Here is a 23413-nt window from a genome sequence, read left to right as displayed (position 1 = left end):
CTGAAGCCCGCGCGAGACAAGACTCGCGACGCCGGCTGCGGGTTTCGCGGCGCATCCTGCCACACGTATTGAATCGGATCGTCGCTGGCCGCATCCTGAGCGCTTCGTGCCGACGCCAAGGCGGCTTCCGTGCCGCAGCGCGCCTTTTCCTGGACATTCATGGCCATCGACCTTCCTCCCGTCACACGCGCGCTGCTCTTCGCAAACATCGCGATCTATCTCGTGCAGATGCTGACCGGCGACACGCTGATCGTGCATTTCGCGTTGTGGCCGCTCGGTCCTTCACAGTTTGCCGACGTACCCGGCTTTGAGCCGTGGCAGGTCGTCACCTACGGGTTCCTGCATGGCGGCTTCACCCACATCGCGTTCAACATGCTCGCGCTGTGGATGTTTGGCGGCGCGATCGAGAACCTGTTCGGATCACGGCCATTCGCGCTGTACTATTTCGTCTGCGTGATTGGCGCGGCGCTGACCCAGCTTGCGGTCGTGCATTTCTTCACGGGCGGTTTCTATCCGACGCTCGGCGCATCCGGCGGAATCTTCGGGCTGCTGCTCGCCTACGGCATGATGTATCCGCATGCACGCATCATGCTGCTGTTTCCGCCGATCCCGATGCCGGCCTGGCTGTTCGTGACCGGGTACGGCGCGATCGAGCTGTTCCTCGGCGTCACCGGCACCCAGGCCGGCGTCGCGCATTTCGCCCATCTCGGTGGCATGGCGGTCGGTTTTGTGCTGATCGAGTACTGGCGCGGCAAGCTGCCGCTGAAACCGCGGCGGATCCTGATGAGGTAGGGCGGGAATCGTATCGTCGACCGTTCGCTCCTGAGCGCCGGGCCGAAGTCGAAGGGCGGCGACGCTTCGAGTTCGCTGCGTTACGCTGAGTGCGAACGGACCTGAAAGCAGCTCGCCGCGACCCCATGCCCTCAGGCGGACCCCGGATGCTCCCGACCACGCTCGCCGACTGGCTCGACCACCAGCAGCGCGTCCACCCGCGTGCGATTGCGCTCGGTCTCGACCGCGTGCGCGAAGTCTGGCAGCGCCTCGGAGCCCCGGCGCCGGCCCCGGTCGTGATCACGATTGGCGGAACCAACGGCAAGGGTTCGACCGTCGCGTTCCTCGACGCGATGCTCACCGCGTCCGGCAAGCGCGTCGGCGCGTACACCTCGCCGCATCTGCTGCGCTACAACGAGCGGGTGCGCATTGCGGGCCGCGACGCCGACGACGTCGCGTTGATCGATGCGTTCACGCGCATCGAAGCGGCGCGCGGCGACATCGAGCTGACCTATTTCGAGTACGGCACGCTGGCTGCGCTGTGGATCTTCGCGCACAACACGCTCGACGTCGCGCTGCTCGAAGTCGGTCTCGGCGGCCGTCTCGATGCGGTGAACATCGTCGACGCCGATGCGGCGATCGTCACCACCGTCGATCTCGATCACCAGGACTGGCTCGGCAACGACCGCGGCAGCATCGGCCGCGAGAAGGCCGGGATTTTCCGCAGCGGCCGTCCGGCCATCGTCGGCGAGATCGATCCGCCGCGCTCGCTGATCGAGCACGCCGAACGTATCGGCGCCGATCTGCGCCTTGCCGGGCGCGACTTTCTGTTCGAGCGCGCTGCCGATGGCAATGGCTGGCATTGGCGCGGTGATGGGATCGAGCTTGCCTTGCCGCTGCCGCGACTCGCCGCGCCGTGCCAGATCGACAACGCCGCGGCCGCCGTCGCCGCGCTGTATGCCCTGCGCGCGCGCGTTGGCTGGAATCCGCAGGCGATAGGGCAGGGCGTGGAAGACGCGCGCATCGGCGCGCGCCTGCAGCGCTTCGGCGGCGGGCCGGAGCTCGTCATCGACGTCGCCCACAATCCGCAGGCTGCACGCGTGCTGGCCGAGTGGCTGCATGAACAACCTGCACCGGGCCGAACGCTGGCGGTGTTCGGCGCGCTCGGCGACAAGGACGTGCGTGGCATCGTTGCTGCACTCGCCGGCCGCATCGATGAATGGTTTCTGGCCGGCCTTGACAGCGACTCGCCGCGCGGGCTCGATGCCAAAGCGCTGCGTGAACTGCTTTCCACTTCGCTCGCGGCGCAGGCGATTCCCTGGCTCCATGCCGACGTCACCGCCGCGCTCGCCGCGGCGTTCTCCAGCGCGCAGCCGGGCGATCGCGTGCTCGCATTCGGCTCGTTCTTCGTCGCGGCGTCTGCGCTGCAGTTCGCGGCGGAAAGCGGACTGCGCACCGCTTAGCGTCGATACAGCGTGGCGGGCGGGTATAATTGCGACGGTTTGCCGACGCCCACTTTGGATTCCTCATGGATTTGTCGCTGAAACAGCGCCTGCTCGGCGCCGCTGTGCTGATCGCGCTGGCCGTGATCTTCGTGCCGATGTTCATGTCCGGCTCGGCGCCGCAGAAATCCGCGGAGATGGAGACCTCGAGTCTTGCGATTCCGCCGGCGCCGGACCGCGAGTTCCAGACCCGCATGCTGCCGGTCGATTCCGCCGCGCGGAATCCGACTCCGCCGGCGGCGCCGGCGCAGCCTGCCGCTGGCGGCGACAAGATCGCGACGGTCGATACCTCGACCGCACCGAAGCCCGAGGCCTTGCCGACGCCGGAAGCCCCGGTGCCTGCCGCCAAACCCGAGCCTGTGAAGGTCACACCCGCCAAGCCCGAACGGGTGGCGCCTGTGACACCGGAACCGGCCAAACCCGTGCCCGGCCAGGCCGCCAATGGACGCTTCTTCGTGCACCTCGGCGTGTATGCGGCAACGAAGAATGCCGGGGAACTGGTCGCGACCCTGAAGAAAGGTGGATTCCCGGCGTTTGCGGAAACGAGCGAGTACCAGGGCAAGCCCGCCGAGCGCGTGCGCGTCGGACCGTTCGAGGACCGCGCCGCCGCCGAGGCAGCGCGCCTGCGCATCAAGCAGTTGAAGCCGACGCTGCCGGGCAGCGTGGTCCAGCTCACGTCCGACGCCCAGGCCGACGCGCCGGCCAGCGCGCTGCCGGCGAACCGCGCCGGTGGTTGGGCCGTGCAGCTCGGCGCGCTGAAGACGTCCGAGGACGCGAACAAGCTGCGCGATCGCGTGAAGAACGCAGGATTTGCCGCCTTCGTCGACAAGGTGGACGCGAATGGCGCGACCCTGTGGCGCGTGCGCGCCGGCCCGGAGGCCGATCGCGGCGCCGCCGACAAGCTGCGTGCCAGCATCAAGGACAAGCTGAAGCTCGACGGCATGATCGTTACACAGTGAAGCCGGGAATGGAGAATCGGGAATTGGGAATCGCAGAAGCAGGTCGGCTTTTCGCGAACCGCTTTTTCCCATTCCCGATTCCCCATTCCCGATTCCCCGCTTCAAGATGAACTGGGCTGACTACACGATCCTCGCGGTGCTGGGCCTGTCGGTGCTGATGGGCCTGTGGCGCGGTTTCATCGGCGAGGTGCTCGCGCTGGCGTGCTGGGCCTGTGCGTTCTGGGTCGCCTGGCTGCTCGGGCCGCCCCTTGCGGAACGGTTTTCCGCCAGCATATCCACGCCGTCGGTGCGCGTGCTGCTGGCGTATGGGTTGTGCTTCATCGCGGTGCTGATCGCGGGTGCGATCGTCACCTTCCTGATGCGCAAGCTGGTCGAAGGCAGCGGCCTGTCGGGCAGCGATCGCCTGCTGGGCATGGTGTTCGGCCTGGTGCGTGGCCTGGCGCTGGTCGTGCTGGTCGTGCTGCTGCTCGGCTTCACGCCGTTTCCGCGCGATCCGTGGTGGCATCAGTCACAATTGCTGCCGAGTTTCGAGAATGGCGCGCGCTGGCTCGGCGCGCGCCTGCCGGCCGAGGTGGCGCGTTACCTCGATCCGGTCGAGGAGTTCATCAAGCCGCTTGCAGCGCCGCCGGTCCGGAACAAGCCGGCAGCGCCCCCGAAATCGCCTGCCACTTAAGTATCGAAACCATGTGCGGAATCATCGGCATCGTCGGCCAGTCGGAAGTCGCCTCGGCGCTCTACGACGCGCTCACCGTCCTGCAGCACCGCGGCCAGGACGCGGCCGGCATCGCGACCATCGATGGCAACCGCCTGCGACTGCACAAGGGTAGCGGCCTGGTGCGCGACGTGTTCGACCGCGACAGCATGCTCGGGCTGCGCGGCAGCGTCGGCATCGGCCATTGCCGCTATCCGACCGCCGGCTCGGAAGGCTCCGCCGAGGCGCAGCCGTTGTACGTGAACTCTCCGTACGGCATCGCGCTCGCGCACAACGGCAACCTGATCAACACCGCGGCGCTGCGTCGCGAAGTGTTCGAGGACGATCGCCGCCACATCAACACCGATTCCGATTCCGAGGTGCTGCTCAACGTGCTCGCGCACGAGCTGCAGATCCAGGATCGCCGCGCGCTGTCGCCGGATCACATCTTCAAGGCAGTTGCCGGCACGCATGCGCGTTGCGTCGGCGGCTACGCGGTCGTCTCGATGCTGCTCGGCTACGGCGTGCTCGCGTTCCGCGATCCGCACGGGATCCGTCCGCTGGTGCTCGGCGAACGCGAAACCGCGACCGGCAAGGAATATGCGGTCGCCTCCGAGTCGGTCGCGCTCGACATCCTCGGCTTCAGGCTGCTGCGCGACGTCGCGCCGGGCGAAGCAGTGCTGATGACGCTCGACGGCAAACTGTTCACGCGCCAGTGCGCGGAACCGGCCATGCATGCGCCGTGCATCTTCGAATATGTGTATCTCGCGCGGCCCGATTCGATGATGGAGGACGTTTCGGTCTACAAGGCGCGACTGCGCATGGGTGAAAAGCTCGGCGAGAAGATCCATCGCCTGATGCCCGACCACGACATCGACGCGGTGATCCCGATCCCGGACACTTCGCGCACCGCCGCAGGTCCGCTCGCGCAGGCGCTCGGCGTGCCGGTGCGCGAGGGCTTCGTCAAGAACCGCTACATCGGCCGCACCTTCATCATGCCGGGGCAGAGCGAGCGCGTGAAATCGGTGCGCCGCAAGCTCAATCCGGTCGCCCTCGAGTTCCGTAACAAGAACGTGCTGCTGGTAGACGATTCGATCGTGCGCGGCACGACGTCCAAACAGATCATCCTGATGGCGCGTGAAGCCGGCGCGAAGAAGGTCTATCTCGCCTCCGCTGCGCCGCCGGTGCGTTATCCGAACATCTACGGCATCGACATGCCGGTGGTCGCCGAACTCGTCGCGCATGGCCGAACCGTCGAGGAGATCGAGAAGATCCTCGGCGCCGACAAGCTGTTCTACCAGGACCTGGACGACCTGATCTGGGCCGTGCAGGACGGCAACGAGAACCTCAAGCACTTCGATACCTCGTGCTTCTCCGGCGAGTACGTGACCGGTGTCGAGCCGACTTATCTCGCCGATCTCGAATTCGCGCGTTCCGATTCCGCGAAATCGCAACGCCGCGGCGCGGGCTGAACGGCTGCGCCGCGAACGGGCTTCGCCGGTAATGTGTTGGCACTGCCCGTGATCCATCGCGTTCCTCGGGGGATGCGCTAGTGCATCCGGCCCGCACGAATCGTGGTTCTCCCGGCAGGTTTCAAACGTTTCCTTAGCGCAAAGCGTGTCCGCTTGCCGCGTTCCGTGCCGTCGTTGTCATGGATAATGCGGTCGATGGACGGCATAGGGAAACATGAAAGGACATGGCGAGCGGGGCCACCGGAAATCTGTTTGATGCGGCCGAACGCTGCCTCGCTTGCGCCGAGCCGGGACAGAAGCTCGCGCTGACGCAGGCGGCGGTTGCCGCGTTGGCGGCCGGTGAGCTGCACATGGCTCCGGCTTCGAGCGCGCCGGCGCCGATCGGTGCACCCGGGCGTCCCTTGCGTCCGCGTCTGGTCGCGCCGCGTGCGCTCGCGTCGCGCGGTCTCGGTTCCACCGAGGGCAGGGCGGCGCTGGTGCATGCGGTCGCGCACATCGAGTTCAACGCGATCAACCTCGCTTGGGACGCGGTCTATCGCTTTCGCGACATGCCGGCCGACTATTACGCGGATTGGGCGCAGGTCGCGGCCGACGAGGCACGCCATTTCGCGTTGCTCTCCGCGCGACTCGCCGAACTCGGGCACGCCTACGGCGATTTCGACGCGCACGATGGGCTCTGGGACATGGCAATGCGTACCGCCGACTCCTGCCTCGCACGCATGGCGTTGGTGCCGCGTGTGCTGGAGGCGCGCGGACTCGATGTCACGCCGGGCATGATCGAGCGCCTGCGCAGCGTCGATGACAACGCGACTGTCGCGATTCTCGAGACGATCCTGCGCGAGGAAGTCGCGCACGTCGCGGCCGGTTCGCGCTGGTTCACCTGGTGCTGCGCGCGCGAAGGCGTCGACGCGCAATCGACGTTCCAGCATCTGCTCCAGACCCATCTGCGCGGCGGTTTGCGCGGACCGTTCAATGTCGATGCACGGCTGCGCGCCGGGTTCACGCGCGACGAACTCGCGCGGTTGGATGAACTCGCCGCATGAGGCACGTGCCTTCTGCAGCAGGGATCTCCGTCGTTGCGGCCTTTGGCGCCGCGCTCGCGCTGAGCTGGTTGGTCCTGTTGTTGTGGGCGGCGCGCGTCGACGCAGGGTCGCCGCTGGTTGCGACGACGGAGCTGTCCCTGCCCGGCAGCCGTTTCCATGCGGTGTTCGGTTCGGCGAATCCCGAGGCGCAGCGGTTGCGCGTCGATGCGGCCGCGGCGGATTTCTCGGCCTTGCAATCGACCGCGCTGGCAAATATCGCGGCCGGTGATTTTCCCATCCTGCGCTATCGCTTCGACGAATTTCCGCGCACGCTGGAGCTTTCACTGGTGTTTCGTACTGCCGAGGCGCCCGACGACGTGCAGTCGATTTCATTGCCTCGAATCGATCGGCGTGAGGCGGTATTCGATCTCTCGCAGATCCCGTCCTGGAAAGGCACGATTACCGAGCTGGGGTTCGCCGAATTTCCGACCGCCCAACTGGTGCCGCCGGTCGAGGGATTCCGCCCCTTCGTTTTGGTGGGGGCGCAGCTGGAGTCGCTCTCCTGGCGCGGTCGTCTGGAAGCCCTGATCAGTGCATGGCACGAACGCCGCCCCTGGCAGTTGATCTCGGTCAGCGCCGTCGGCCCGGCCGAGACCGGCGACAGCTCGCCGCACTCGCCGCGCCTGCCGCTGATGCTGGCGTTGGGCTTGTTGCCGATCGGCATTTTCGGCTGGGCGATCCTGCGTCTGCGCGGCAAGGCGCTGCGGCGTCTGCTGTTCGTCGGCACCGCCTGCGCATGGATCGTCTGCGATCTGGCGTGGCAACGCGATCTCGCCTACAAGCGCGCAACGGATCGCGATATCTGGGGGAATGCACCGCTCGCCGCGCGCCAGGACCGCGTCCCCGATGCGGAGCTGCGTGACGTCGCTTTGCACATCCGTTCGACGCTGGCCGGCATGCCGAGTTCGACCCGGGTCCTGGTGGGTGCGCCGACGCCGTACGCCGCGTTGCGGCTGATCTATCACGCGGCCCCGCTCAACATCGGCGTGCTGGCCGGCGCGGATGTGGAGCGCGCGGCGGCGGGTACGATCGTCGTGCGTTACGCGGACGATCAGGACGAAGTGAAGAACGGTGTGCTGCAATTCGGCGGCATGACCATGCGAGTGCGCACGATCGAGCAGCGGCCGGATCTGGGCGTCTACGCGATCACGGCGGTGCTGCGATGAATCCGCTGGCGATGCTCGCGACCTGGTGTGTGCCGTTGCTGCTCGGCAGCGGTCTGTATGTTCTGGTCGTCGGCTGGCCGTGTCGTCGTGGTGAGCGCCTGGTCGCGACGGGCCTCGGCTGGATCGTCGGCGTATTGCTGTGCGGCGTGCTCGCACGCCTGCTCGCTGCGACCGACCCGGCGCATGTGCTGATGCACGTCTCGCCCTGGGCGGCGCTGATCGGCGCGAGCAGCTGGCTGGTTGCGTGGTGGTGCCGGGGTGATCCGGTCGCGGCATTGCCGCCGCACGAACCGCGATGGTGGCCATGGGCGCTACTGGCGCTGGTCCTGCTCGGCTGGCGCGGCTGGCTGCTGGCGAGCGACATCCTGCTGCATCCGACCTTGCCGTGGGATGCGTGGGCCGCATGGCAGGCCAAGGCCAAGACCTGGGTCCTGGCCGGCCAGATCGCGCCGTTCGTTTCCTTCAACGATTGGTTGACGCATCCGAACGAAGTCCTGCGCACCGGCGTCGGCTACAGCTATCCGGATCTGCTGCCGTGGGCGATCGTCTGGTTTGCCGGCGCCGGCGGGTGGATCGAACCGTGGATCAATCTCGCCTGGTTCGGCCTGTGGATCGCATTGCTGATTGCGCAATACGGTCAGTTGCGCGCGCTTGGCGTCGAGAGCGGACGCGCGTGGATTGGCGTGTACGTGCTGGGTTCGTTGCCGCTGCTCGAATCACATGTCGCGCTCGGCGGCTATGCCGACCTCTGGCTCGCCGCGCTGTTCGCGCAAGCCGGCTTCGCCTGGTTGCGCTGGCATTGTCGCGCCGAACGACGCCAGCTCGGCGTCGTGATCGGCATCATCGTGCTGTTGCCGATGGTCAAGCTCGAGGGCGCGGTGTGGGCGATCGTGCTCGGCGCCGCCTGCGTGTTCTCGTCCCTGCCGGCATGGCCGCGGCGGCGGCGGTTCCTGCTCGGTGTCGCGTTCGCGACCGCGCTGATCCTGTTGTCCGGCGCCTTCGGTGCCGCCTGGATCGATGTCGCGCGCCGCTATATCGGCAACAGCGCCGCCTTCAACCTTGCCGACGTTTCCGATTCGCTCGGCGCGTTTTGTAATGGCCTGTGGGCGCAGGGAAACTGGCATCTGCTGTGGTTCGCGTTGCCGGTGGTTCTGGTCGGCAATTGCCGTGCATGGATGCGTTCGGCGACGACGCGTCGGCTCGTGGTCCTGGCGGGCGTGTCGTTCCTGCTGATCGCGGGTCTCTTCGTGTTCACCGCGGCAGCGCGTTATGCGCAGAGCTACTCAGCGGTGAATCGATTGCTGTTGCAATTGACGCCGATGCTGGCAGCCCTGTTGATCCTGGCCGCGCAGCGGTCGGAGTCCTCGCAACCGGAAACCTGATACAGCGCCGTAGGTTGGGCTGAGCACAGCGATGCCCAACATGCGAAGCGTCGGGGTTATGGGCTGCTTCTGCCGCGGCCATCCGCTACCTGAATGTTCGCTCCCGCATCCCGCCTGCGCAGCCGCAGGCTCACCCCGCCCCAACTGCTCTGCGCCACGAGCGGTTAGCGCAACGCGGCGCGGTAGATGGAATGGATGGCTCGCGCGGATCGATCCAGCGTGAACGTTTGTTCCCAGCGCACGCGGCCGGCAGCGCCGAGGCGTGCTCGCAGATCCGCATCGCGGAACCGCCCGATCATGCCGGCAAGCGCGGTCGCGTCGCCCGGCGCGACGAGCACGCCGGTTTCTCCGTCGACGACGACCTCGCCGACGCCGGAACCGGGAATCGCGCTGGCGATCACCGGCAATCCGGCACGCATCGCCTCGAGCAGGACCAGGCCGAACGCTTCGCCGCGGTCGAGCGAGGACAGCGCGAACGCATCGGCCGCGGCGTAGGCCGAGCCGAGTGCGGCATCGTCGAGTTCGCCCGCGAACGCAATGCGCCGATCGAGGCCGCGCGCGGTCGTCAGCGCGCGAAGCTCACGCTCGCACTCGCCGTGGCCGACCAGTAGCAGGCTCGCATCCTCGATCTTCGTGAGCGCCTCGACCAGCACATCGAAACCCTTGTAGCGGCTGAGCCGGCCGACGGCGAGCAGACGCAGACCCGCCTGCGTCGGCCACAAGCCGGGCGCCGGCACGGCAGCCTCGGTCGCGGCGATCCCGAGCGGGACCACGGCGGTTTTCGCCCGCCACGGTTTCAGCGCGACGCTCGCGGCCAGATAGGGTCGCGATGTCGCAACGATCGCGTGTGCACGCGCCAGCGTCGCCTGCTCGAACGGTCGGTAGGCGCGGTACGCGGTGCGCAGCCGCCAGTCTGGCGTGTCCGGCGGCACGTCGGCGTGCCAGTGCACGACCCATGGCAGGCGTCGTGCGGCCGGGCTCGCCAGCGCCGCGAAGCAGGACGGGTTCGGGAAGTGCAGATGCAGCAGCTCCGGGCGGAATTCGCGCAGTGCACGCGCGAGTTCGAGCGGAAACGTGGGGCTCAGCGGGGTGTAGACCGGCGCCGCGATGCAACCTGCGCGCCGCACCTCGACGCCGCCGATGCTTTCCTGCGCGCGCCGCCAGTTGCCCGGCCGCTGGTGCACCAGTGCGGCGACGTTGTCCCCGAGCCCCACGCACCACTCGGCCAGCGCCTGCGCATAGCGCTCGATGCCGCCGCGCTCAGGCGTGTAGTACTTGCCGATGTGCAGGATGCGCATGCGCCGCGTGCGCTAGGCCGCGTCGTCTTCGTCGCGCGGCTCACGCGCTGGCCGTCCACCGGCGCGATCCAGCTCTTCTTCTAGGATCGCCAGTTTCTGGGTCAGGCGGCGGATCTGGCGTTCCTGCTTCGAGCGGTCGATATCGAGCTTGAGCAGCCGGATCAGCACCAGGGACAGGCCGATGATGATCGGCAGCACCGGCGCATAGCCGATGCCGGTCACGTGACCGAGCCAGACTACCACGCCCGGAAACACGCCGAGCACGAAGGTCGCCGCCGCGACCGCGAACCACCAGACCGCATACGGCCCGTGCAGATGGTCGCGCCGGACCAGGAACAGGATCGCCCCGGCCAGTACCGCGCCGAGGATCGCCGAGGTGATCTGGCCGGTCAGCATGCGCGGCCACCCCCGGCAAGGGTCTGGTGATGGCGACGACCCGCATCGATCTGCGCGATGCACAGCACCGTCGTATGCAGCATGTAGCGGGCGACCACCGGCCACGAGGCGAACACGCGCGAATGGCCTTCGCGGCGCGGCAGCATCGGCACCGGGGTTTCCTTGATGGTCAGTCCGTTCTTGGCGAGCAGCATCAGTACGCCGACATCCTGGTAGTCGAGCAGGCTCGCGGTCGGGCCGGCCAGGATCTCGATCGCGCGGCGATCGTACAGGCGCAGCCCGGAGGTGAAGTCGCCCAGGCCCAGCCCGGTCAGCACGCGCAGGTATTGCCAGGCGATGCGCTTGGCGCGGCTCAGTCGCTCGACGCAGGTGCCGATGATCACGTTCGCGCCATTGCGTGCCTGCGCGGCGAACAGCGCGGGCAGCGATTCGGGCAGGTGCTGGCCGTCGGCGTCCAGCGTGATCACGCCGGCGTAGCCGTTGCGCAGCGCATAGCGGATGCCGGCTTGGGTCGCGCCCCAGGCGCCGAGTCCGAGCGGCAGGGTCAACGCCTCGGCACCGGCCTCGCGCGCCTTGGCGCCGGTGCCGTCCGTGCTCGCGTCGTCGACGACCAGCACCGCGCAGCCGAGCGCCTTGCGCACGCCGGCGACGACAGCCGCGACGGTTGCGGCTTCATCGCGCGCGGGGATCACCGCCAGGCAGTCGGCGGAGCGGAGAGGGGCAGAGGCGGGGTAGGCCACGGAGAGGGCGAGCGTAAGGGGATCGCGATTCTGCGGATCACGCCGGATCAGGTCAACGGCGCGGGATTGGAGTTCGTCATTCCGGCGTCTTTCAACAGCCGCGTGGCTGGTCAAGCCGGAATCCAACATTTACCGCAAAATTGCGCAATAGCTGGATCCCGGCCTTCGCCGGGATGACGATGAATTGAACCTTCAAATTTCTTCTGGCCGGAGCAATGGGAGCCGAGATCAGGTTCCCTCTCTTCGTCGTCCCGGCGAACGCCGGGACCCAGCGCCTTGTCTCCCCTTCGGCAAGACAGTGAAAGCCACCATCGGCCCATTCGTACATACATGCGTTATAATCGCGGCCGTCCAAGGCCATTCGGAGACCGGCGCCCATGAAACTCAAGATCACCACCGTCGGCAACTCCGCTGGCGTTGTCCTGCCCAAGGAGCTGCTCGCCAAGCTGCGCGTCGAGAAGGGCGATACCTTGTATGTCACCGAACTCGCCGATGGCATCAAGCTGGCCTCGTACGATCCGGAATTCGCGGCGCAGATGGACGCGGCTGAGAAGGTCATGCGCCGCCGTCGCACGCTGTTGCGCAAGCTGGCCGAATAGAGGGAGAGCGCCATGATCGTCTGGCTGGAACCTGCGCTCATCCTCGCCATCCACGAGCGCCAGATCGCCGAGCATGGCGGTACCCAGGGCGTGCGCGACGAAGCGCTGCTGGAATCGGCGCTGGCGCGCCCGCGCCAGCTGCTGGCCTATGGCGAGCCCGCGCCCGACCTCGCCGACCTCGCGGCGGCGCTGGCGCACGGCCTGGCCCGCAACCATCCGTTCCTCGACGGCAACAAGCGCACCGCCGCGGTCGCCTGCGAAACCTTCCTCAATCTCAACGGGGTGGACCTGGTCGCCGATGACGTGGAACTCTATCCGCAATATCTCGGCTTGGCCGAAGGCAGCCTCCCCGCCGAGGACTTCGCCGCCTGGCTGCGCAGCCATACCGTCGCGGTCGGCGACGGGCGGGTGCAGGAGCCTGCGGCGGGCTACGCGGCCCGCGCACCGTCGCGTTGACGAGCCCTCCCTTCAAGGGAGGGTTGGGTGGGGATGGTGTTGTTCACCATCTCCAGCCCGAAGCGGAGGAAGCAAGCCCGCCCAGCCATGGTGGGGGTGAAAAATTTCGTGGCGGACTGTCCGGTTCCTGCTCGCTCGTGCGTCATACAGCTCCGTGGGCCGGAGGCGTACACGCCGCTGGCCGGGACAGGACCGCATGCAGTTGGGGGCTCCGTCTCGTATCTGGCATGGTTACCCAGGCCCACGCCCGCCCGTGTTGACATGGTGATATGACTTCACTATCGTCCGGCCGGCTCGGGCTTGGTTAACCAACGTTAACAATCGATGGGGATGGGGACTGCAACCCGCCCGAACACTCTGGGAGATGTCTCATGAACACGAAGATGAAAGTGCTTTCGCTCGCGCTGATCGGCCTGTGCGGTTTCGCGGGTAGCGCGATGGCGGCTTGCCCGGCGGGTCCGACAACGGCGCAGGGTGGTGCGTGGACAAGCGCGATCCAGTTGCCGGATGCTACTTCTTCGCCGCTTGCAATCGTCGCCGGTGGCCTTGATGGCTCAGCGTGCAAACTGACGTCGGCTCTGGCCCCGACCACTTCTGCTTCGGCAGCAGTCCGTTACACCCACGCGGCGTCCGAGCCGAGTTACCGTTTCCAGTTCCTGGTGGATCCTTCCGCCTTCAGTGCTTTCAATGCTACCGACAGCGTTGTTATATTCCAGGCCCCGGCAACCACCGCGGCTAACGGATTCAACCGTCTCTTGCGCGTCTCTCTCGTGGCCGGCCCGGCGGGTGCGAAGCGCGTCCGTTTCATCGCCCAGTGCGGTTCGGCAGGTTTTCTCTGTGCACAGAGTTTTGCCACGGACTTGCTTCCGGGCGTGAACCGCATCGAAGGCAAATTGACGGTTGGCGCAGGTGCCGCGGGCAGCTTCACGTATTGGGTCAATGCTGCGGCCGGAACCACTGAACCGGCTGCGTCGGGCACGATCGCGAATCTTAACAACGCAGCTTGGGGTGGCGTCTCGGCGGCAAGTCTCGGATTAGCAGCACCAACGCAAACGTTCGCCGATACGCACGGAAACCAGATTGCTGGGTTCGATGCCTTCGATTCGCGTCGCCAAACATACATCGGTCACTAATTTAGAACGCTGGATCTGCAACCAATAATAGCCATAGCCGATTAGGAGTGACTTTATAATGAAACGTAATATCTTGCTGTCCGCCATCGGTGCGACGGTGGTCGCGACTGCGTTCAGCATGTCCGCTGGCGCTCAGACCTGTGCCGCACCGGCTTCTTGGAGTCCCAATGCCGCTGGCCTTCCGGCGATTTCTGACACGACGTGTGGGCATGAAACGGGTATCACCAGCGTTTGTGCGAGCACCTTCAATGCCCCGGCTCGTGCATACGTGGCGCTGATCAATGTGTCTGCCGCCGGTACTTTCACCACCATCACCTTCACCGGTGGTGCGGGCTACACGTACTCCGCGTACTTTATTCCGCAGGCATCGGGTTGTAACACCAATGCAGCGTGCACAACGTCGGCGAGCGGTACGGTTACAGCGAAGCATGCGAATCTGCCGCCGAACTCCTACTATATGATCGTCACTGGCGCAGACTTCGACACGACGGGTGCTTGTGGTGTGTTTACCGCTACGGCGAATGGCACCCTGCCGGTCACGCTGCAGAACTTCACGGTCGGCTAAGCACTGCCTTACCGCTTTTGATACGACCCACCTGCGGCAACGCAGGTGGGTTTTTTTTTGGGATGATTCCTCATGCTTTCTCTCTCAGCTTTGGCTTTTTCCCTGCTGGTGGCCGCACCGGCGCCAGTACCCCATTCCAATCTCGTGATCGCCCCCTGCGATGCCGGCGAACACCAGCAATTCGAGGTCATCACCTGTGACATCGAGCTGAAGAACACTGGCGACAAGCCGATCCATGTGTCCAAGGGTGAGGCCGCGATGGCTTGGGACAGCATCGAAACCGGAGTGATCACCGTACCGGCGCATGGCGTCGCCTACATCAAGGCGAAAGCGTCTTTGCGCGACAATGCCGGTTACGTCAAACATTCTTTCCGTTTCGCGACCGATGAACCGGGCATCCTGGCTGTACGAGGTTCGAACGTGAATGCCTTCGTGTCCACTGTACTCGACGACAGCGCGCCGACGATCGATTTCGGTATGGTCAAGCTGGATGGACCTCTGCCGAGCAAATCGATCACCCTGGCAAGCCGCGAGGTCAATGATTTCCGCATCCTCGAGATCCTATCGAAACCCGACTATCTCGACGCATCGCTGGGCCCCGATGGACGCACGGTGCATGCCACCCTGCGCAAGGATGCGCCCTGGGGACAGCTCCACGACAAGATCAAACTCAAGATCAACGCGCCGCAGCAACCCGAAGCCTGGATCAGCGTTGACGCCAATGCCCAAGGCGAGGTGGTTCCGGACGGCGATCCGTTTTCACTAGGCCTGATGCGCACCAACAACAAGAATGAATTCCTGGTTCGCATGACCAGCCGATCTGGCAAGGATTTCAAGGTCGGTGCGGTGACCTTGGAGCGCTTGAAGGGCAAAGCCGATGTTGTCCCGTGCGTGCCCGCAGAGAGCGGCTGCAAGCTCGTTCGCCTCCGTGTCACCAACGATCAGGCGCTGGGTCGTTTGCAGGGCGTCCTGAACGTCGAATTGCCGGATTTCAAGCGTACCTTGCCGATCGAGGTGGTCGGCATGCTGCTGAGTCCCGAAGTAAAAGTGCATGACTTCAACGAAGAAGTGGAAAAGGCGCGCGAGGCAAAGGGCGCCGCACAGTCAGTCGCTGCAAGTCCCACGCAACCGAAAGGTATCGATATCACACAAGCGATAAAGCAGACCGTGAACAAGGAAGCGGATGTTCCGCCTCCTGGCAAGGGCCCGCTATTGCGTTGGTCGGTCGCCAATGAAGGTTCGATCTACGGTTATATCGTCTATCGGGCGGATGCGGAGACCGGTCCGTTCCTGCGCATCAACAAGGAAATGATCAGGGTGATCGACGATGGTGGAAATGCCGCAGGCTCGTACCAGTGGCGCGATAACTCCGCCGAATCGGGCAAGGTCTATTGGTATTCGATCGGGATGGTCAAGGGCAACGGTGAGAAGCAGCCGCTGACTGGCGCGCAGAAGATCATTGCGAAGTAGCTTCTCAGCGCTCATCGGTCCGCGCATTCGCTGAATGCGCGGACCGATTTTGTCCCGCCATTGCCTATACTCGATGGGTCGGAGGCAGCGGCGTTGAAGCGTTCGATCCGCTGTGCACTGCCACATCCTTTAAGTTGCGGACGTGCCAACGAGCCGCATGCGCTACTGCTCCATGAGCGTCGCGGTAAACGCACCGTTGGTCGTGTTCTCGAACACCCGATTGTTGCCATACGAGTTCAGCGATCCGGAGGCCGCGTTGAGCCCGGTAGCGTTGCCTGTGATGCTGGAACGGGATACATACACTGCTGACGAGGCGCCGATCGAGCGTACGCCAGTTCCAACGTTATCGCTGATCAGCGAGCCGTCTACATTGACCCTCACCAAAGTGCCGTTGGACGAAGCGCTCACGCCGTGACTGCTATTGGCGCTGACCACGGAATTCTTGAGAGAGGCCTTGCCGGAAACGACAAACAGGCCGTACTTGTTGTTTGAGAGTTTTACATTATCAAGAGCGACAGAGGCGACACCTGCGGTTGGGAATACCCATACAGCTCCATTCCCGGAACCTCCCACCGTCACGTTGTGTAGTAGCACCTGTGCGTCGGCTGATGGTTCGATGTCCACTCCGTTCTGAGTGAAGCCGTGGATGGCGGTGTTCTCGATGACGAGCTTGGCTCCGCTGATGAAGCGCACTCCGTTGAGTCCGGTGTTGAGGCCCTCGATCGACAGCCCGCGCAGGGTGACGACGTCGCTGGCGCCTGCAGCAACCACGATTCCGTTGGTGCCGGAGACCAGCACGCCGGCAACCGTGCCGACGGCTTCCAGCGTGATGGATTTCGTGATGGTGAGCGCACCGAAGCCACCCGGATCCAGAACGTCGATGATTCCGGCCGGCGCCGTCTTGGAAATTGCGCCAGCAAACGTCTTGCAGGGTGCCGTTCGGCTGCATGGATTGGCGTCATCGCCGACACCGGACACCCAGGTGCGGGTGGCCTGCGCGTGAGCGAACCCGACCCCCAGGAACAGGAAACTGCCGACCAAAAGAGTACGTAACGCTACAGACATGTTCATGGTCAAACCCCCTTAATTGAGACACGTGCAAAGCAAATCGATACCTGACATGTCATGACCGGAAGCAGTGCCAGGTCGGCATAGTGTGGCACGATAATTATGGAAAAATGCTGCAGCGCGATGGCCGGATGGCACAGGCGTGAAAGCGGCAAGTGGGCGGTGGCGCTAGGGGGAGAATTCCGGGATCGGGGATTTCGCGCGGCCGCAAATCTAGGGCATCGGTTCCCGGTTTGTCTCGTATGGGAGCGGGTCGATCGAGCTCAGGTGCGTTGCGTCATGGTTTTTGAATCGAAGCACGCTTCCCTGCTCGTACCAGTCTCCGAGCACGACGCGTTCGACCTGTACTCCGTCGAAGTCGATGCGATGCACCGCGGGCCGATGCGTGTGTCCGTGGATCAATCGCGGCACGCCGTGTCGCCGCATTACCGAGCGCACAGCCTCCGGATTGACATCCGTGATCGCATCCCCGACCGATCGCGTATAGCGCTTGCTCTCGGCACGCGCCTGCTCCGCGAATGCCTGTCGCTCCTCGATCGGACGCGCCAGGAACCCACGCTGCCACGCTGGCGTATGCGACTGCGCACGAAACGCCTGGTACGGCGCGTCGTCCGTACACAAGGTATCGCCGTGCATCAGTAACACGCGCTCGCCTTCGATCTCGATGACACAGGGATCGGGCAGCAACGTCATGCACGCCCGGCGCGCGTAGGCGTCGCCGAGCAGGAAGTCGCGGTTGCCATGGATGAAGAAGCAGGGCACGCCGCGCACATGCAGGTCGGCGAGCGCCGCGGCGACCTGATCCGCGGTCTCATCCTGGGTGTCGTCGCCGATCCACGCCTCGAACAGGTCGCCGAGGATGTAGAGCGCTTTGGCCTGCGCGGCTTCGGTGCGAATGAACTCGACGAACAGGCGCGTGATGTGCGGGCGGCTGGCGTCGAGGTGCAGGTCGGAGATGAACAGGGTGGTCATGGATGACCTTTTTGCCACAAGGGTCAGGCCAGGCCGAGCCATACCGCGAGCGAACGCGATACGCGGCCCAGGGTATCGTCGTCGATGCGTCCGACCGTCGGTCCCAAGCGTTGACGCGGGACTGTGCTCGGCTTGTCGATCATGATCTGGCTGATCGTGCGCAACCCGGTCTCCGGCATGGCTTCGACGGTGATGCGGACCAGCGGCGCGGAAACGAGCGTTGTCGTCATCGGCAAGACAACGACAGAGGGATAGTCCGGGACCAGATCGGTCTGCACGACCAGCGCAGGCCTTGGCTTGCCGAGGTCACCTTGCAAGGCGACGGTTACGAGATCACCGCGCCTGACCTCGGCGCGCTTCAAGCGGTCCACCCATCGATCTCGGTCAACGCCGATTCGATGAACGCAAGATCAGCGGCGGATTCCTGGCGCGCGATCAACGCAGCCTGGCGTTCCAATTCGGCACGGAACGCCGGATTGCGCGTATCCGGCACCCACATCGAGACCAGCCGGAAGCCGCGACGGCGCATTCCTTCGCGGTAGCGGCTTTCCTTGGTCATCGTCGGTGGCTTGCGTGGCTTGGCTGTCGTCGTCGAGCGACCGGCGCGTCCGCTCCCGGGCTTGTTGGTGGTCATCATGGCTTTCCACAATGGCTGATAACGTGATCATATCACGTATGCACATCACCAAATCTGCCGTTCATAGCGATGCCGCAATTCTCCGAGCAAGTCTTCATCTCTGCGAAAGCCAAGATCCAGCCCTGCTGGATTCCGGCTTGACCAGCTTCGCTGTTGGGAGCCGCCGGAATGACGAGCTTCGACTTGTTCAGAAATTTCCCCAGGAGCCGTTGTGCTACGGCGCCAGCGTCACCTTCTCGATCACCACCGGCGTGACCGGTACGTCGCTGCGAAACGGACCCTGCGGGCCGGTCTCGACGGCGCGGATCTTGTCGACCACGTCGAGGCCGGTGACGACCTTGCCGAACACGCAGTAGCCCGGGCTGGCGTCGCTGGTGTAGTCGAGGCGCGGGTTGTCGACGGTGTTGATGAAGAACTGCGCGGTGGCCGAGTTCGGGTCTTGCGTGCGCGCCATCGCGAGCGTGCCGCGCAGATTGCTGAGGCCGTTCTTCGACTCGTTGACGACCGGCGCCTTGGTCGATTTCTGGCGCAGGTCCTTGGTGAAGCCGCCGCCCTGGATCATGAAGTTGCCGATCACGCGGTGAAAGATCGTGCCGTCGTAGAAACCGCTCTTCACGTAGGCGAGGAAGTTCTCGACGGACTTCGGCGCCTTGTCCGGATACAGCTGGAGCGTGATGTCGCCCATGCTCGTCTTGAGCAGCACCTTCGACGCGACGGTTTGCGCGTCGGTGGCGGCCGGCTTCTCGACGGGTTTCGCGGGGGCCTTCGCGGCCGGCTTCGTGGCTTTCGCGGCGGCCTTGGTTGTCGCGGGCTTTGCCGGCGCGGTCGTCTGGGCAAAAGCAAATGTCGGGACGATCAGCGCAAGTGCGAGCAGCAGGCGTCGGAACATGGAAATCTCCGGAAAGAGGCAGCGGGAAAATGGAGTCGCGAATGATAGGCGGTGCGGGCGCCTTCGTCATGCGGGGACGCAGCGCACGCATGGTGCAGTCAGGCTGCCTTTGCCTTTTGTAGGAGCGGCTTCAGCCGCGATGCTTCCTGTAGCGTGGCGCGGTGGACACCATCCCCACCCAACCCTCCCCTTGAAGGGGAGGGCTTGAAAGCATCGCGGCTGAAGCCGCTCCTACGGACTCCTGCAACGCTGCCGCGCTCGTCACGCTAGCGCTCTATGCGGCCACCCTCTCCCGCGCACGCACCTGCAGCTTGAGGTCGAGGATCTTGAAGTGGTCGCGCTCCTGTTCGAGGTCGGCGCGGGTCAGCGGGTGCTGGTCGAGCCAGCCCGGCGGCAGTTCCAGGCGCAACGCCTTGTCGTCGGCAACGAGGCGCAGCGGCGGCATGGCTTCCGTCGTGCGTGCGCGTTCGAGCAGGGCGGCGAGGCGCAGCAGCGCGGTCAGGCGACGCGCCTCGCGCCGCAGGCGTTCCGGCAGCGCGTCGATCACTTCGCGGTCTGGTTTGCGGCGATGCGAGCGGATGATCGCGGCGAGTGCCTGCTGCCCCTGTCGGCTGAAGCCGGCGAGGTCGGAGTTCGCGACGATGTAGGCGCCATGGATATGGTGCAGGCTGTGCGCGATCGCGAGGCCGATCTCGTGGATATCGGCGGCCCAGCCGAGCAGGTCGCGTTCGAGCCCGCCGAGCTGCCAAGCGTCGGCGACCTGGTCGAACAGTTCCATGGCCGCGTGGTGCACGCGCGCGGCTTGTGCGCGATCGACCGCGTAGCGCGAAGCCAGCGCTGCAATGCTGCCGGCGCGCGGATCGCCGTGCATCGCGCGGCCGACCAGGTCGTAGAGCAGGCCTTCGCGCATCGCGGTCTCGCACACGCCCATGTGGTCGAGCGCGAATGTCGCGAAGGCCGCCTCGAGGATCGCGACACCGCCAGCGATGATCGGCGTGCGGTCCTCGGCGAGTCCGGCCAGGCGCAGGTTGCCGATGCTGCCGGCGGCGAGGATCGCGTCGCGCAGGCGCGCCAGCGACGTGGCGCTGATGCCCTGTTCGCTCCAGCCGTTCGCCTGCACGATGCTGCCGATCGCCTTCGCGGTGCCGGACGAGCCGATCGCCTCGCCCCAGCCGCGCGCTCGGTAATCCGCGGCGAACTGCTGCAATTCGACGGCCATCTCGGTCTGCGCCTGGCGCCAGCGCTTCAGCGTGAATTTTCCATCTCCGAAGAAGCGCAGCGTGCTGGCGACGCAACCCATCTGCACGCTCTCGGTCTCGAGTGCGTCGAAACCCTGGCCGATGATGAATTCGGTGCTGCCGCCGCCGATATCGACGACGAGGCGGCGCTGGCTCGACTTTGCGAGATCGTGCGCGACGCCGAGGTAGATCAGGCGCGCTTCCTCGCGACCGGCGACGACTTCGATGGGATGGCCCAGGGCGGTCTCGGCGGGCAGCAGGAATGCCTGCGGGTTCGCCAGCCGGCGCACGCTGTTGGTCGCGACTGCGCGCACGCGCTCGTGCGGCAACGCGCGCAGGCGTTGGCCGAAGCGCGCGAGGCAGGCGAGGGCGCGTTCGCGCCGTTCCGGTTCGAGGCTGCCGTCCGCGCGCAGGCCCATCGCCATGCGCACGCTGTCGCGCAGGCGGTCGATCAGGCGCAGGCTGCCGTGCTCGTAGCGTGCGACCACCAGGTGGAAGCTGTTGGAACCGAGATCGACCGCGGCGAGCAGCTCACCGTCGCGGATGTCCGTGGCAATGGCGTCCGTCACATGATCCGCTCGCATGGGAGATCTGGATTGTCGCATGTCTTTAAAGCCCCTCTCCCGCCGAGAGAGGGGTGAGTGTTAGGGTTCGGTGCGAAGGTGGCGCATCGTACTCGCCCGGAAACCTCATCCGGCGCTGTGCGCCTCGTGCATCCGCGCCATCCTTGGCGCTCACCCTGCGGGCGGCATTCGCCATGCAAAACGGCTGTCCTGCCGTTTTGTCTCCCGATGGGAGATGGGCAGGCCGGCTGAACTTCGGCACTGCCAGGACACTTACTGCGTGAACTGCGTCAGCAACGTCTGTTGTGCCGAATGCGGCGGATGGTCGCCGGGCGCCAGGCGCGTATAGCTGCCATCCGGCTCCAGACGCCAGGCCAGCGTGTTGTCGGCGAGATAGTTCGCCAGCGATTCGTCGTAGACGCGTTTGGCCAGATCGGGATCGCGGATCGGAAAGCAGGTCTCGATGCGGCGAAGAAGGTTGCGCTCCATCCAGTCCGCGCTGGAGCAGTAGACCTCCGGCGTATCGTCGTTCTGGAACCAGTACACGCGGCTGTGCTCGAGGAAGCGGCCGACGATCGAGCGCACGCGGATGTTCTCCGAGACGCCGGGCAGGCCGGGCCGCAGCGTGCAGGCGCCGCGGATGATCAGGTCGATCTGCACGCCGGCCTGCGAGGCGCGGTACAGCATCTCGACCACGCTGCCCTCATTCAGCGCATTCATCTTGGCGATGATCCGCGCCGGCTTGCCGGCCCGCGCGTGCTCGATCTCGCGCTCGATCTTCTCCATCAGGCCCTTGTGCAGGGTGAACGGCGAATGCAGCAGGCACTTCAGCTTGATGATCGGGCCGAGGCCGGAGAGCTGCAGGAACAGCAGGTGCGCGTCCTCGCCGATGTCCGGGTTCGAGGTCATCAGGCCGAAGTCGGTGTACAGGCGCGAGGTGATCTGGTGATAGTTGCCGGTCGACAGGTGCGCGTAACGGCGCAGCACGCCTTGCTCGCGGCGCACGATCAGCAGCATCTTCGCATGCGTCTTGTAGCCGACCACGCCGTACACGACCTGCACGCCGGCCTCCTGCAGGCGGTTGGCGAGGCGCAGGTTGGCCTCTTCGTCGAAGCGCGCGAGCAGCTCGATGACGACGGTGACGTCCTTGCCCTGGCGCGCGGCCTCTATCAGATGGTCGACCAGTGGCGAATCGTTGCCGACGCGGTACAGCGTCTGCTTGATCGCGAGCACGTCCGGATCGACACTGGCTTCGCGCACCAGTTCGATGACCGGGCCGAACGATTCGAACGGGTGGTGCAGTAGGATGTCGCGTTCGCGGATCGCCTCGAACAGGCTCTGCTCCTCGATGACGGCCGGCAGCACGCGCGGCAGGAAGAGCGGAAACTTGAGGTCGGGTCGGTCGAGCTGGTCGTAGACCGCATTCACGCGGCTCACGTTGACCGGGCCTTCGCAGCGGTACACCTCGGGCTCGGTCAGTTCGAAGTTCTGCATCAACATGTCCGAGATCCCCTTCGGACAATTGTCGGCGACCTCGAGGCGTACCGGTTTCGCGTAGCCGCGGCCCCTGAGTTCGTCGCGCAGCGCGAGCGCGATGTTCTCGACCTCTTCCTCGTCGACGAACAGCTCGCTGTTGCGCGTCACGCGGAACTGGTACGAGCCTTTCACCTGCATGCCCGGGAACAGCTCATCCATGAACTCGTGCAGGATGCTGGACAGGAACACGAAGTCGTAGGCCGACTCGGCGACCTCGGCAGGCAGGCGGATCAGGCGCGGCAGCGAGCGCGGCGCGCGCACCAGCGCCATGTGGCCTTCGCGACCGAACGCGTCGCGACCCTTCAGCACGACCGCGAGATTCAGGCTCTTGTTGAGGATGCGCGGGAACGGATGCGCCGGATCCAAGCCGAGCGGCGACAGCACGGGCAGGATCTCGTTGCGGAAATAGCCCTGCAACCAGCGTTTCTGCTTGACCGTCCAGGTGTCGCGCTTCGAGAAGCGGACGCCTTCGCGTTCGAGTTCCGGCAGTAGGATCGTGTTCCAGAAATCGTACTGCGCCTTGACCAGGGTCAGCGCGCGCTCGCGGATGCGCGCGAGCACCTCGCTCGGCGGCGTCGCGTCCGGCCCCGGGCGCAGTTCGCCGAGCGCCGACTGCTGGCGCAGCACGGCGACGCGCACCTCGAAGAATTCATCGAGGTTCGTGCACGAGATGCACAGGTAGCGCATGCGTTCGAGCAGCGGCACGCTCGCGTCCTCGGCCTGTGCGAGCACGCGGAAGTTGAACTCGAGCTGCGCCAGCTCGCGGTTCAGGTGCAGCGCGGGGTCCTTGAGGTTCTGTTGTACTTCGCGATTCATGCAGCGGTCCGT

General features: G+C 65.4%; 23 protein-coding genes. 13 read left to right on the top strand and 10 right to left on the bottom strand.

The features are described 5' to 3' along the window. The first annotated feature begins 159 nt into the window (after nt 1-159). The 8 genes from ABD002_RS01910 to ABD002_RS01875 all read left to right on the top strand — a co-directional run bounded on the left by ABD002_RS01910 (nt 160) and on the right by ABD002_RS01875 (nt 9025). On the top strand, nt 160-792 hold the full coding sequence (locus ABD002_RS01910) for a rhomboid family intramembrane serine protease (protein WP_343786556.1): 633 nt from the start codon (nt 160-162) through the stop codon (nt 790-792). Between the two features lie 146 nt (nt 793-938). Continuing rightward, nucleotides 939-2234 (top strand): bifunctional tetrahydrofolate synthase/dihydrofolate synthase, encoded by a 1296-nt coding sequence (gene folC / locus ABD002_RS01905; RefSeq protein ID WP_343786554.1) that lies wholly within the window; start codon nt 939-941, stop codon nt 2232-2234. Between the two features lie 65 nt (nt 2235-2299). Continuing rightward, entirely contained in the window at nt 2300-3232 is a 933-nt protein-coding gene (locus ABD002_RS01900; protein ID WP_343786551.1) for an SPOR domain-containing protein, read from the top strand. Between the two features lie 106 nt (nt 3233-3338). Next, nucleotides 3339-3905 (top strand): CvpA family protein, encoded by a 567-nt coding sequence (locus ABD002_RS01895; protein ID WP_343786549.1) that lies wholly within the window; start codon nt 3339-3341, stop codon nt 3903-3905. 11 nt (nt 3906-3916) lie between these two features. Next, nucleotides 3917-5395 (top strand): amidophosphoribosyltransferase, encoded by a 1479-nt coding sequence (purF, locus tag ABD002_RS01890; protein WP_343786547.1) that lies wholly within the window; start codon nt 3917-3919, stop codon nt 5393-5395. Nucleotides 5396-5619: 224 nt separating this feature from the next. Next, nucleotides 5620-6438 (top strand): ferritin-like domain-containing protein, encoded by an 819-nt coding sequence (locus ABD002_RS01885; RefSeq protein WP_343786545.1) that lies wholly within the window; start codon nt 5620-5622, stop codon nt 6436-6438. Continuing rightward, a complete protein-coding gene (locus tag ABD002_RS01880; RefSeq protein WP_343786543.1) occupies nt 6435-7643 on the top strand; it encodes a hypothetical protein in 1209 nt (402 codons plus the stop codon). The genes ABD002_RS01885 and ABD002_RS01880 overlap by 4 nt, the downstream gene beginning before the upstream one ends. Beyond that, the gene (locus ABD002_RS01875; protein WP_343786541.1) at nt 7640-9025 is read left to right on the top strand and encodes a hypothetical protein; all 1386 of its coding nucleotides are present in this window, start codon (nt 7640-7642) and stop codon (nt 9023-9025) included. Before ABD002_RS01880 ends, ABD002_RS01875 begins: the two co-directional genes overlap by 4 nt. A gap of 164 nt (nt 9026-9189) precedes the next feature. On the opposite strand, the gene ABD002_RS01870 is transcribed toward ABD002_RS01875, so the two are convergent. From ABD002_RS01870 to ABD002_RS01860, 3 genes are read right to left on the bottom strand one after another with little or no spacing between them, the layout of a single operon-like run. Then, on the bottom strand, nt 9190-10323 hold the full coding sequence (locus ABD002_RS01870) for a glycosyltransferase (RefSeq protein ID WP_343786539.1): 1134 nt from the start codon (nt 10321-10323) through the stop codon (nt 9190-9192). Nucleotides 10324-10335: 12 nt separating this feature from the next. After that, nucleotides 10336-10719: a DUF2304 domain-containing protein gene (locus ABD002_RS01865; protein ID WP_343786537.1), complete on the bottom strand. Its 384-nt coding sequence runs from the start codon at nt 10717-10719 to the stop codon at nt 10336-10338. After that, nucleotides 10713-11411 (bottom strand): glycosyltransferase family 2 protein, encoded by a 699-nt coding sequence (locus ABD002_RS01860; protein ID WP_343786535.1) that lies wholly within the window; start codon nt 11409-11411, stop codon nt 10713-10715. Before ABD002_RS01860 ends, ABD002_RS01865 begins: the two co-directional genes overlap by 7 nt. A 425-nt stretch (nt 11412-11836) precedes the next feature. Between ABD002_RS01860 and ABD002_RS01855 the strand changes: the two genes are divergently transcribed. The 5 genes from ABD002_RS01855 to ABD002_RS01835 all read left to right on the top strand — a co-directional run bounded on the left by ABD002_RS01855 (nt 11837) and on the right by ABD002_RS01835 (nt 15682). After that, entirely contained in the window at nt 11837-12058 is a 222-nt protein-coding gene (locus ABD002_RS01855; RefSeq protein ID WP_343786533.1) for an AbrB/MazE/SpoVT family DNA-binding domain-containing protein, read from the top strand. 12 nt (nt 12059-12070) lie between these two features. Further along, nucleotides 12071-12514, top strand: a complete 444-nt coding sequence (locus tag ABD002_RS01850) for a type II toxin-antitoxin system death-on-curing family toxin (RefSeq protein ID WP_343786530.1) — start codon at nt 12071-12073, stop codon at nt 12512-12514. 371 nt (nt 12515-12885) lie between these two features. Next, nucleotides 12886-13647 carry a hypothetical protein gene (locus ABD002_RS01845; protein ID WP_343786528.1) on the top strand — a complete coding sequence of 254 codons (762 nt, stop codon included), beginning with the start codon at nt 12886-12888 and terminating at the stop codon, nt 13645-13647. A 58-nt stretch (nt 13648-13705) separates the two neighbouring features. After that, nucleotides 13706-14212: a hypothetical protein gene (locus ABD002_RS01840; protein ID WP_343786526.1), complete on the top strand. Its 507-nt coding sequence runs from the start codon at nt 13706-13708 to the stop codon at nt 14210-14212. A gap of 72 nt (nt 14213-14284) precedes the next feature. Next, a complete protein-coding gene (locus ABD002_RS01835; RefSeq protein WP_343786524.1) occupies nt 14285-15682 on the top strand; it encodes a hypothetical protein in 1398 nt (465 codons plus the stop codon). Between the two features lie 162 nt (nt 15683-15844). Here ABD002_RS01835 and ABD002_RS01830 read toward each other — a convergent pair whose 3' ends face one another. The 7 genes from ABD002_RS01830 to ppk1 all read right to left on the bottom strand — a co-directional run bounded on the left by ABD002_RS01830 (nt 15845) and on the right by ppk1 (nt 23401). Then, complete coding sequence (locus tag ABD002_RS01830; protein WP_343786522.1) at nt 15845-16753, bottom strand: right-handed parallel beta-helix repeat-containing protein; 909 nt, start codon at nt 16751-16753, stop codon at nt 15845-15847. A gap of 210 nt (nt 16754-16963) precedes the next feature. Further along, complete coding sequence (lpxH, locus tag ABD002_RS01825) at nt 16964-17722, bottom strand: UDP-2,3-diacylglucosamine diphosphatase (RefSeq protein ID WP_343786520.1); 759 nt, start codon at nt 17720-17722, stop codon at nt 16964-16966. A gap of 23 nt (nt 17723-17745) precedes the next feature. Continuing rightward, nucleotides 17746-18093: a type II toxin-antitoxin system PemK/MazF family toxin gene (locus ABD002_RS01820; RefSeq protein WP_343786518.1), complete on the bottom strand. Its 348-nt coding sequence runs from the start codon at nt 18091-18093 to the stop codon at nt 17746-17748. Then, nucleotides 18081-18356 carry an antitoxin MazE family protein gene (locus ABD002_RS01815; RefSeq protein WP_343786516.1) on the bottom strand — a complete coding sequence of 92 codons (276 nt, stop codon included), beginning with the start codon at nt 18354-18356 and terminating at the stop codon, nt 18081-18083. The genes ABD002_RS01820 and ABD002_RS01815 overlap by 13 nt, the downstream gene beginning before the upstream one ends. A gap of 217 nt (nt 18357-18573) precedes the next feature. Then, complete coding sequence (locus tag ABD002_RS01810; RefSeq protein ID WP_379988259.1) at nt 18574-19248, bottom strand: peptidylprolyl isomerase; 675 nt, start codon at nt 19246-19248, stop codon at nt 18574-18576. 274 nt (nt 19249-19522) lie between these two features. Continuing rightward, on the bottom strand, nt 19523-21055 hold the full coding sequence (locus tag ABD002_RS01805; protein WP_343786514.1) for a Ppx/GppA phosphatase family protein: 1533 nt from the start codon (nt 21053-21055) through the stop codon (nt 19523-19525). A 267-nt stretch (nt 21056-21322) separates the two neighbouring features. Continuing rightward, entirely contained in the window at nt 21323-23401 is a 2079-nt protein-coding gene (gene ppk1 / locus ABD002_RS01800; RefSeq protein WP_343786512.1) for a polyphosphate kinase 1, read from the bottom strand. Between the last annotated feature and the right edge of the window lie 12 nt (nt 23402-23413).

Source organism: Dokdonella soli (assembly GCF_039523175.1).
Taxonomy (GTDB): domain Bacteria; phylum Pseudomonadota; class Gammaproteobacteria; order Xanthomonadales; family Rhodanobacteraceae; genus Dokdonella_A; species Dokdonella_A soli.
This window is presented reverse-complemented; position numbering and strand designations above follow the sequence as displayed.

What these genes read in the sequence shown, in the direction of transcription:
- ABD002_RS01810 (WP_379988259.1), bottom strand. Translation starts at nt 19,248, where the DNA reads ATGTTCCGACGCCTGCTGCTCGCACTTGCGCTGATCGTCCCGACATTT.
- ABD002_RS01835 (WP_343786524.1), top strand. Translation starts at nt 14,285, where the DNA reads ATGCTTTCTCTCTCAGCTTTGGCTTTTTCCCTGCTGGTGGCCGCACCG.
- ABD002_RS01840 (WP_343786526.1), top strand. Translation starts at nt 13,706, where the DNA reads ATGAAACGTAATATCTTGCTGTCCGCCATCGGTGCGACGGTGGTCGCG.
- ABD002_RS01850 (WP_343786530.1), top strand. Translation starts at nt 12,071, where the DNA reads ATGATCGTCTGGCTGGAACCTGCGCTCATCCTCGCCATCCACGAGCGC.
- ABD002_RS01870 (WP_343786539.1), bottom strand. Translation starts at nt 10,323, where the DNA reads ATGCGCATCCTGCACATCGGCAAGTACTACACGCCTGAGCGCGGCGGC.
- ABD002_RS01880 (WP_343786543.1), top strand. Translation starts at nt 6,435, where the DNA reads ATGAGGCACGTGCCTTCTGCAGCAGGGATCTCCGTCGTTGCGGCCTTT.
- ABD002_RS01845 (WP_343786528.1), top strand. Translation starts at nt 12,886, where the DNA reads ATGAACACGAAGATGAAAGTGCTTTCGCTCGCGCTGATCGGCCTGTGC.
- ABD002_RS01830 (WP_343786522.1), bottom strand. Translation starts at nt 16,753, where the DNA reads ATGAACATGTCTGTAGCGTTACGTACTCTTTTGGTCGGCAGTTTCCTG.
- ABD002_RS01900 (WP_343786551.1), top strand. Translation starts at nt 2,300, where the DNA reads ATGGATTTGTCGCTGAAACAGCGCCTGCTCGGCGCCGCTGTGCTGATC.
- ABD002_RS01855 (WP_343786533.1), top strand. Translation starts at nt 11,837, where the DNA reads ATGAAACTCAAGATCACCACCGTCGGCAACTCCGCTGGCGTTGTCCTG.
- lpxH (WP_343786520.1), bottom strand. Translation starts at nt 17,722, where the DNA reads ATGACCACCCTGTTCATCTCCGACCTGCACCTCGACGCCAGCCGCCCG.
- ABD002_RS01815 (WP_343786516.1), bottom strand. Translation starts at nt 18,356, where the DNA reads ATGACCACCAACAAGCCCGGGAGCGGACGCGCCGGTCGCTCGACGACG.
- purF (WP_343786547.1), top strand. Translation starts at nt 3,917, where the DNA reads ATGTGCGGAATCATCGGCATCGTCGGCCAGTCGGAAGTCGCCTCGGCG.
- folC (WP_343786554.1), top strand. Translation starts at nt 939, where the DNA reads ATGCTCCCGACCACGCTCGCCGACTGGCTCGACCACCAGCAGCGCGTC.
- ABD002_RS01885 (WP_343786545.1), top strand. Translation starts at nt 5,620, where the DNA reads ATGGCGAGCGGGGCCACCGGAAATCTGTTTGATGCGGCCGAACGCTGC.
- ABD002_RS01910 (WP_343786556.1), top strand. Translation starts at nt 160, where the DNA reads ATGGCCATCGACCTTCCTCCCGTCACACGCGCGCTGCTCTTCGCAAAC.
- ABD002_RS01895 (WP_343786549.1), top strand. Translation starts at nt 3,339, where the DNA reads ATGAACTGGGCTGACTACACGATCCTCGCGGTGCTGGGCCTGTCGGTG.
- ABD002_RS01865 (WP_343786537.1), bottom strand. Translation starts at nt 10,719, where the DNA reads ATGCTGACCGGCCAGATCACCTCGGCGATCCTCGGCGCGGTACTGGCC.
- ppk1 (WP_343786512.1), bottom strand. Translation starts at nt 23,401, where the DNA reads ATGAATCGCGAAGTACAACAGAACCTCAAGGACCCCGCGCTGCACCTG.
- ABD002_RS01875 (WP_343786541.1), top strand. Translation starts at nt 7,640, where the DNA reads ATGAATCCGCTGGCGATGCTCGCGACCTGGTGTGTGCCGTTGCTGCTC.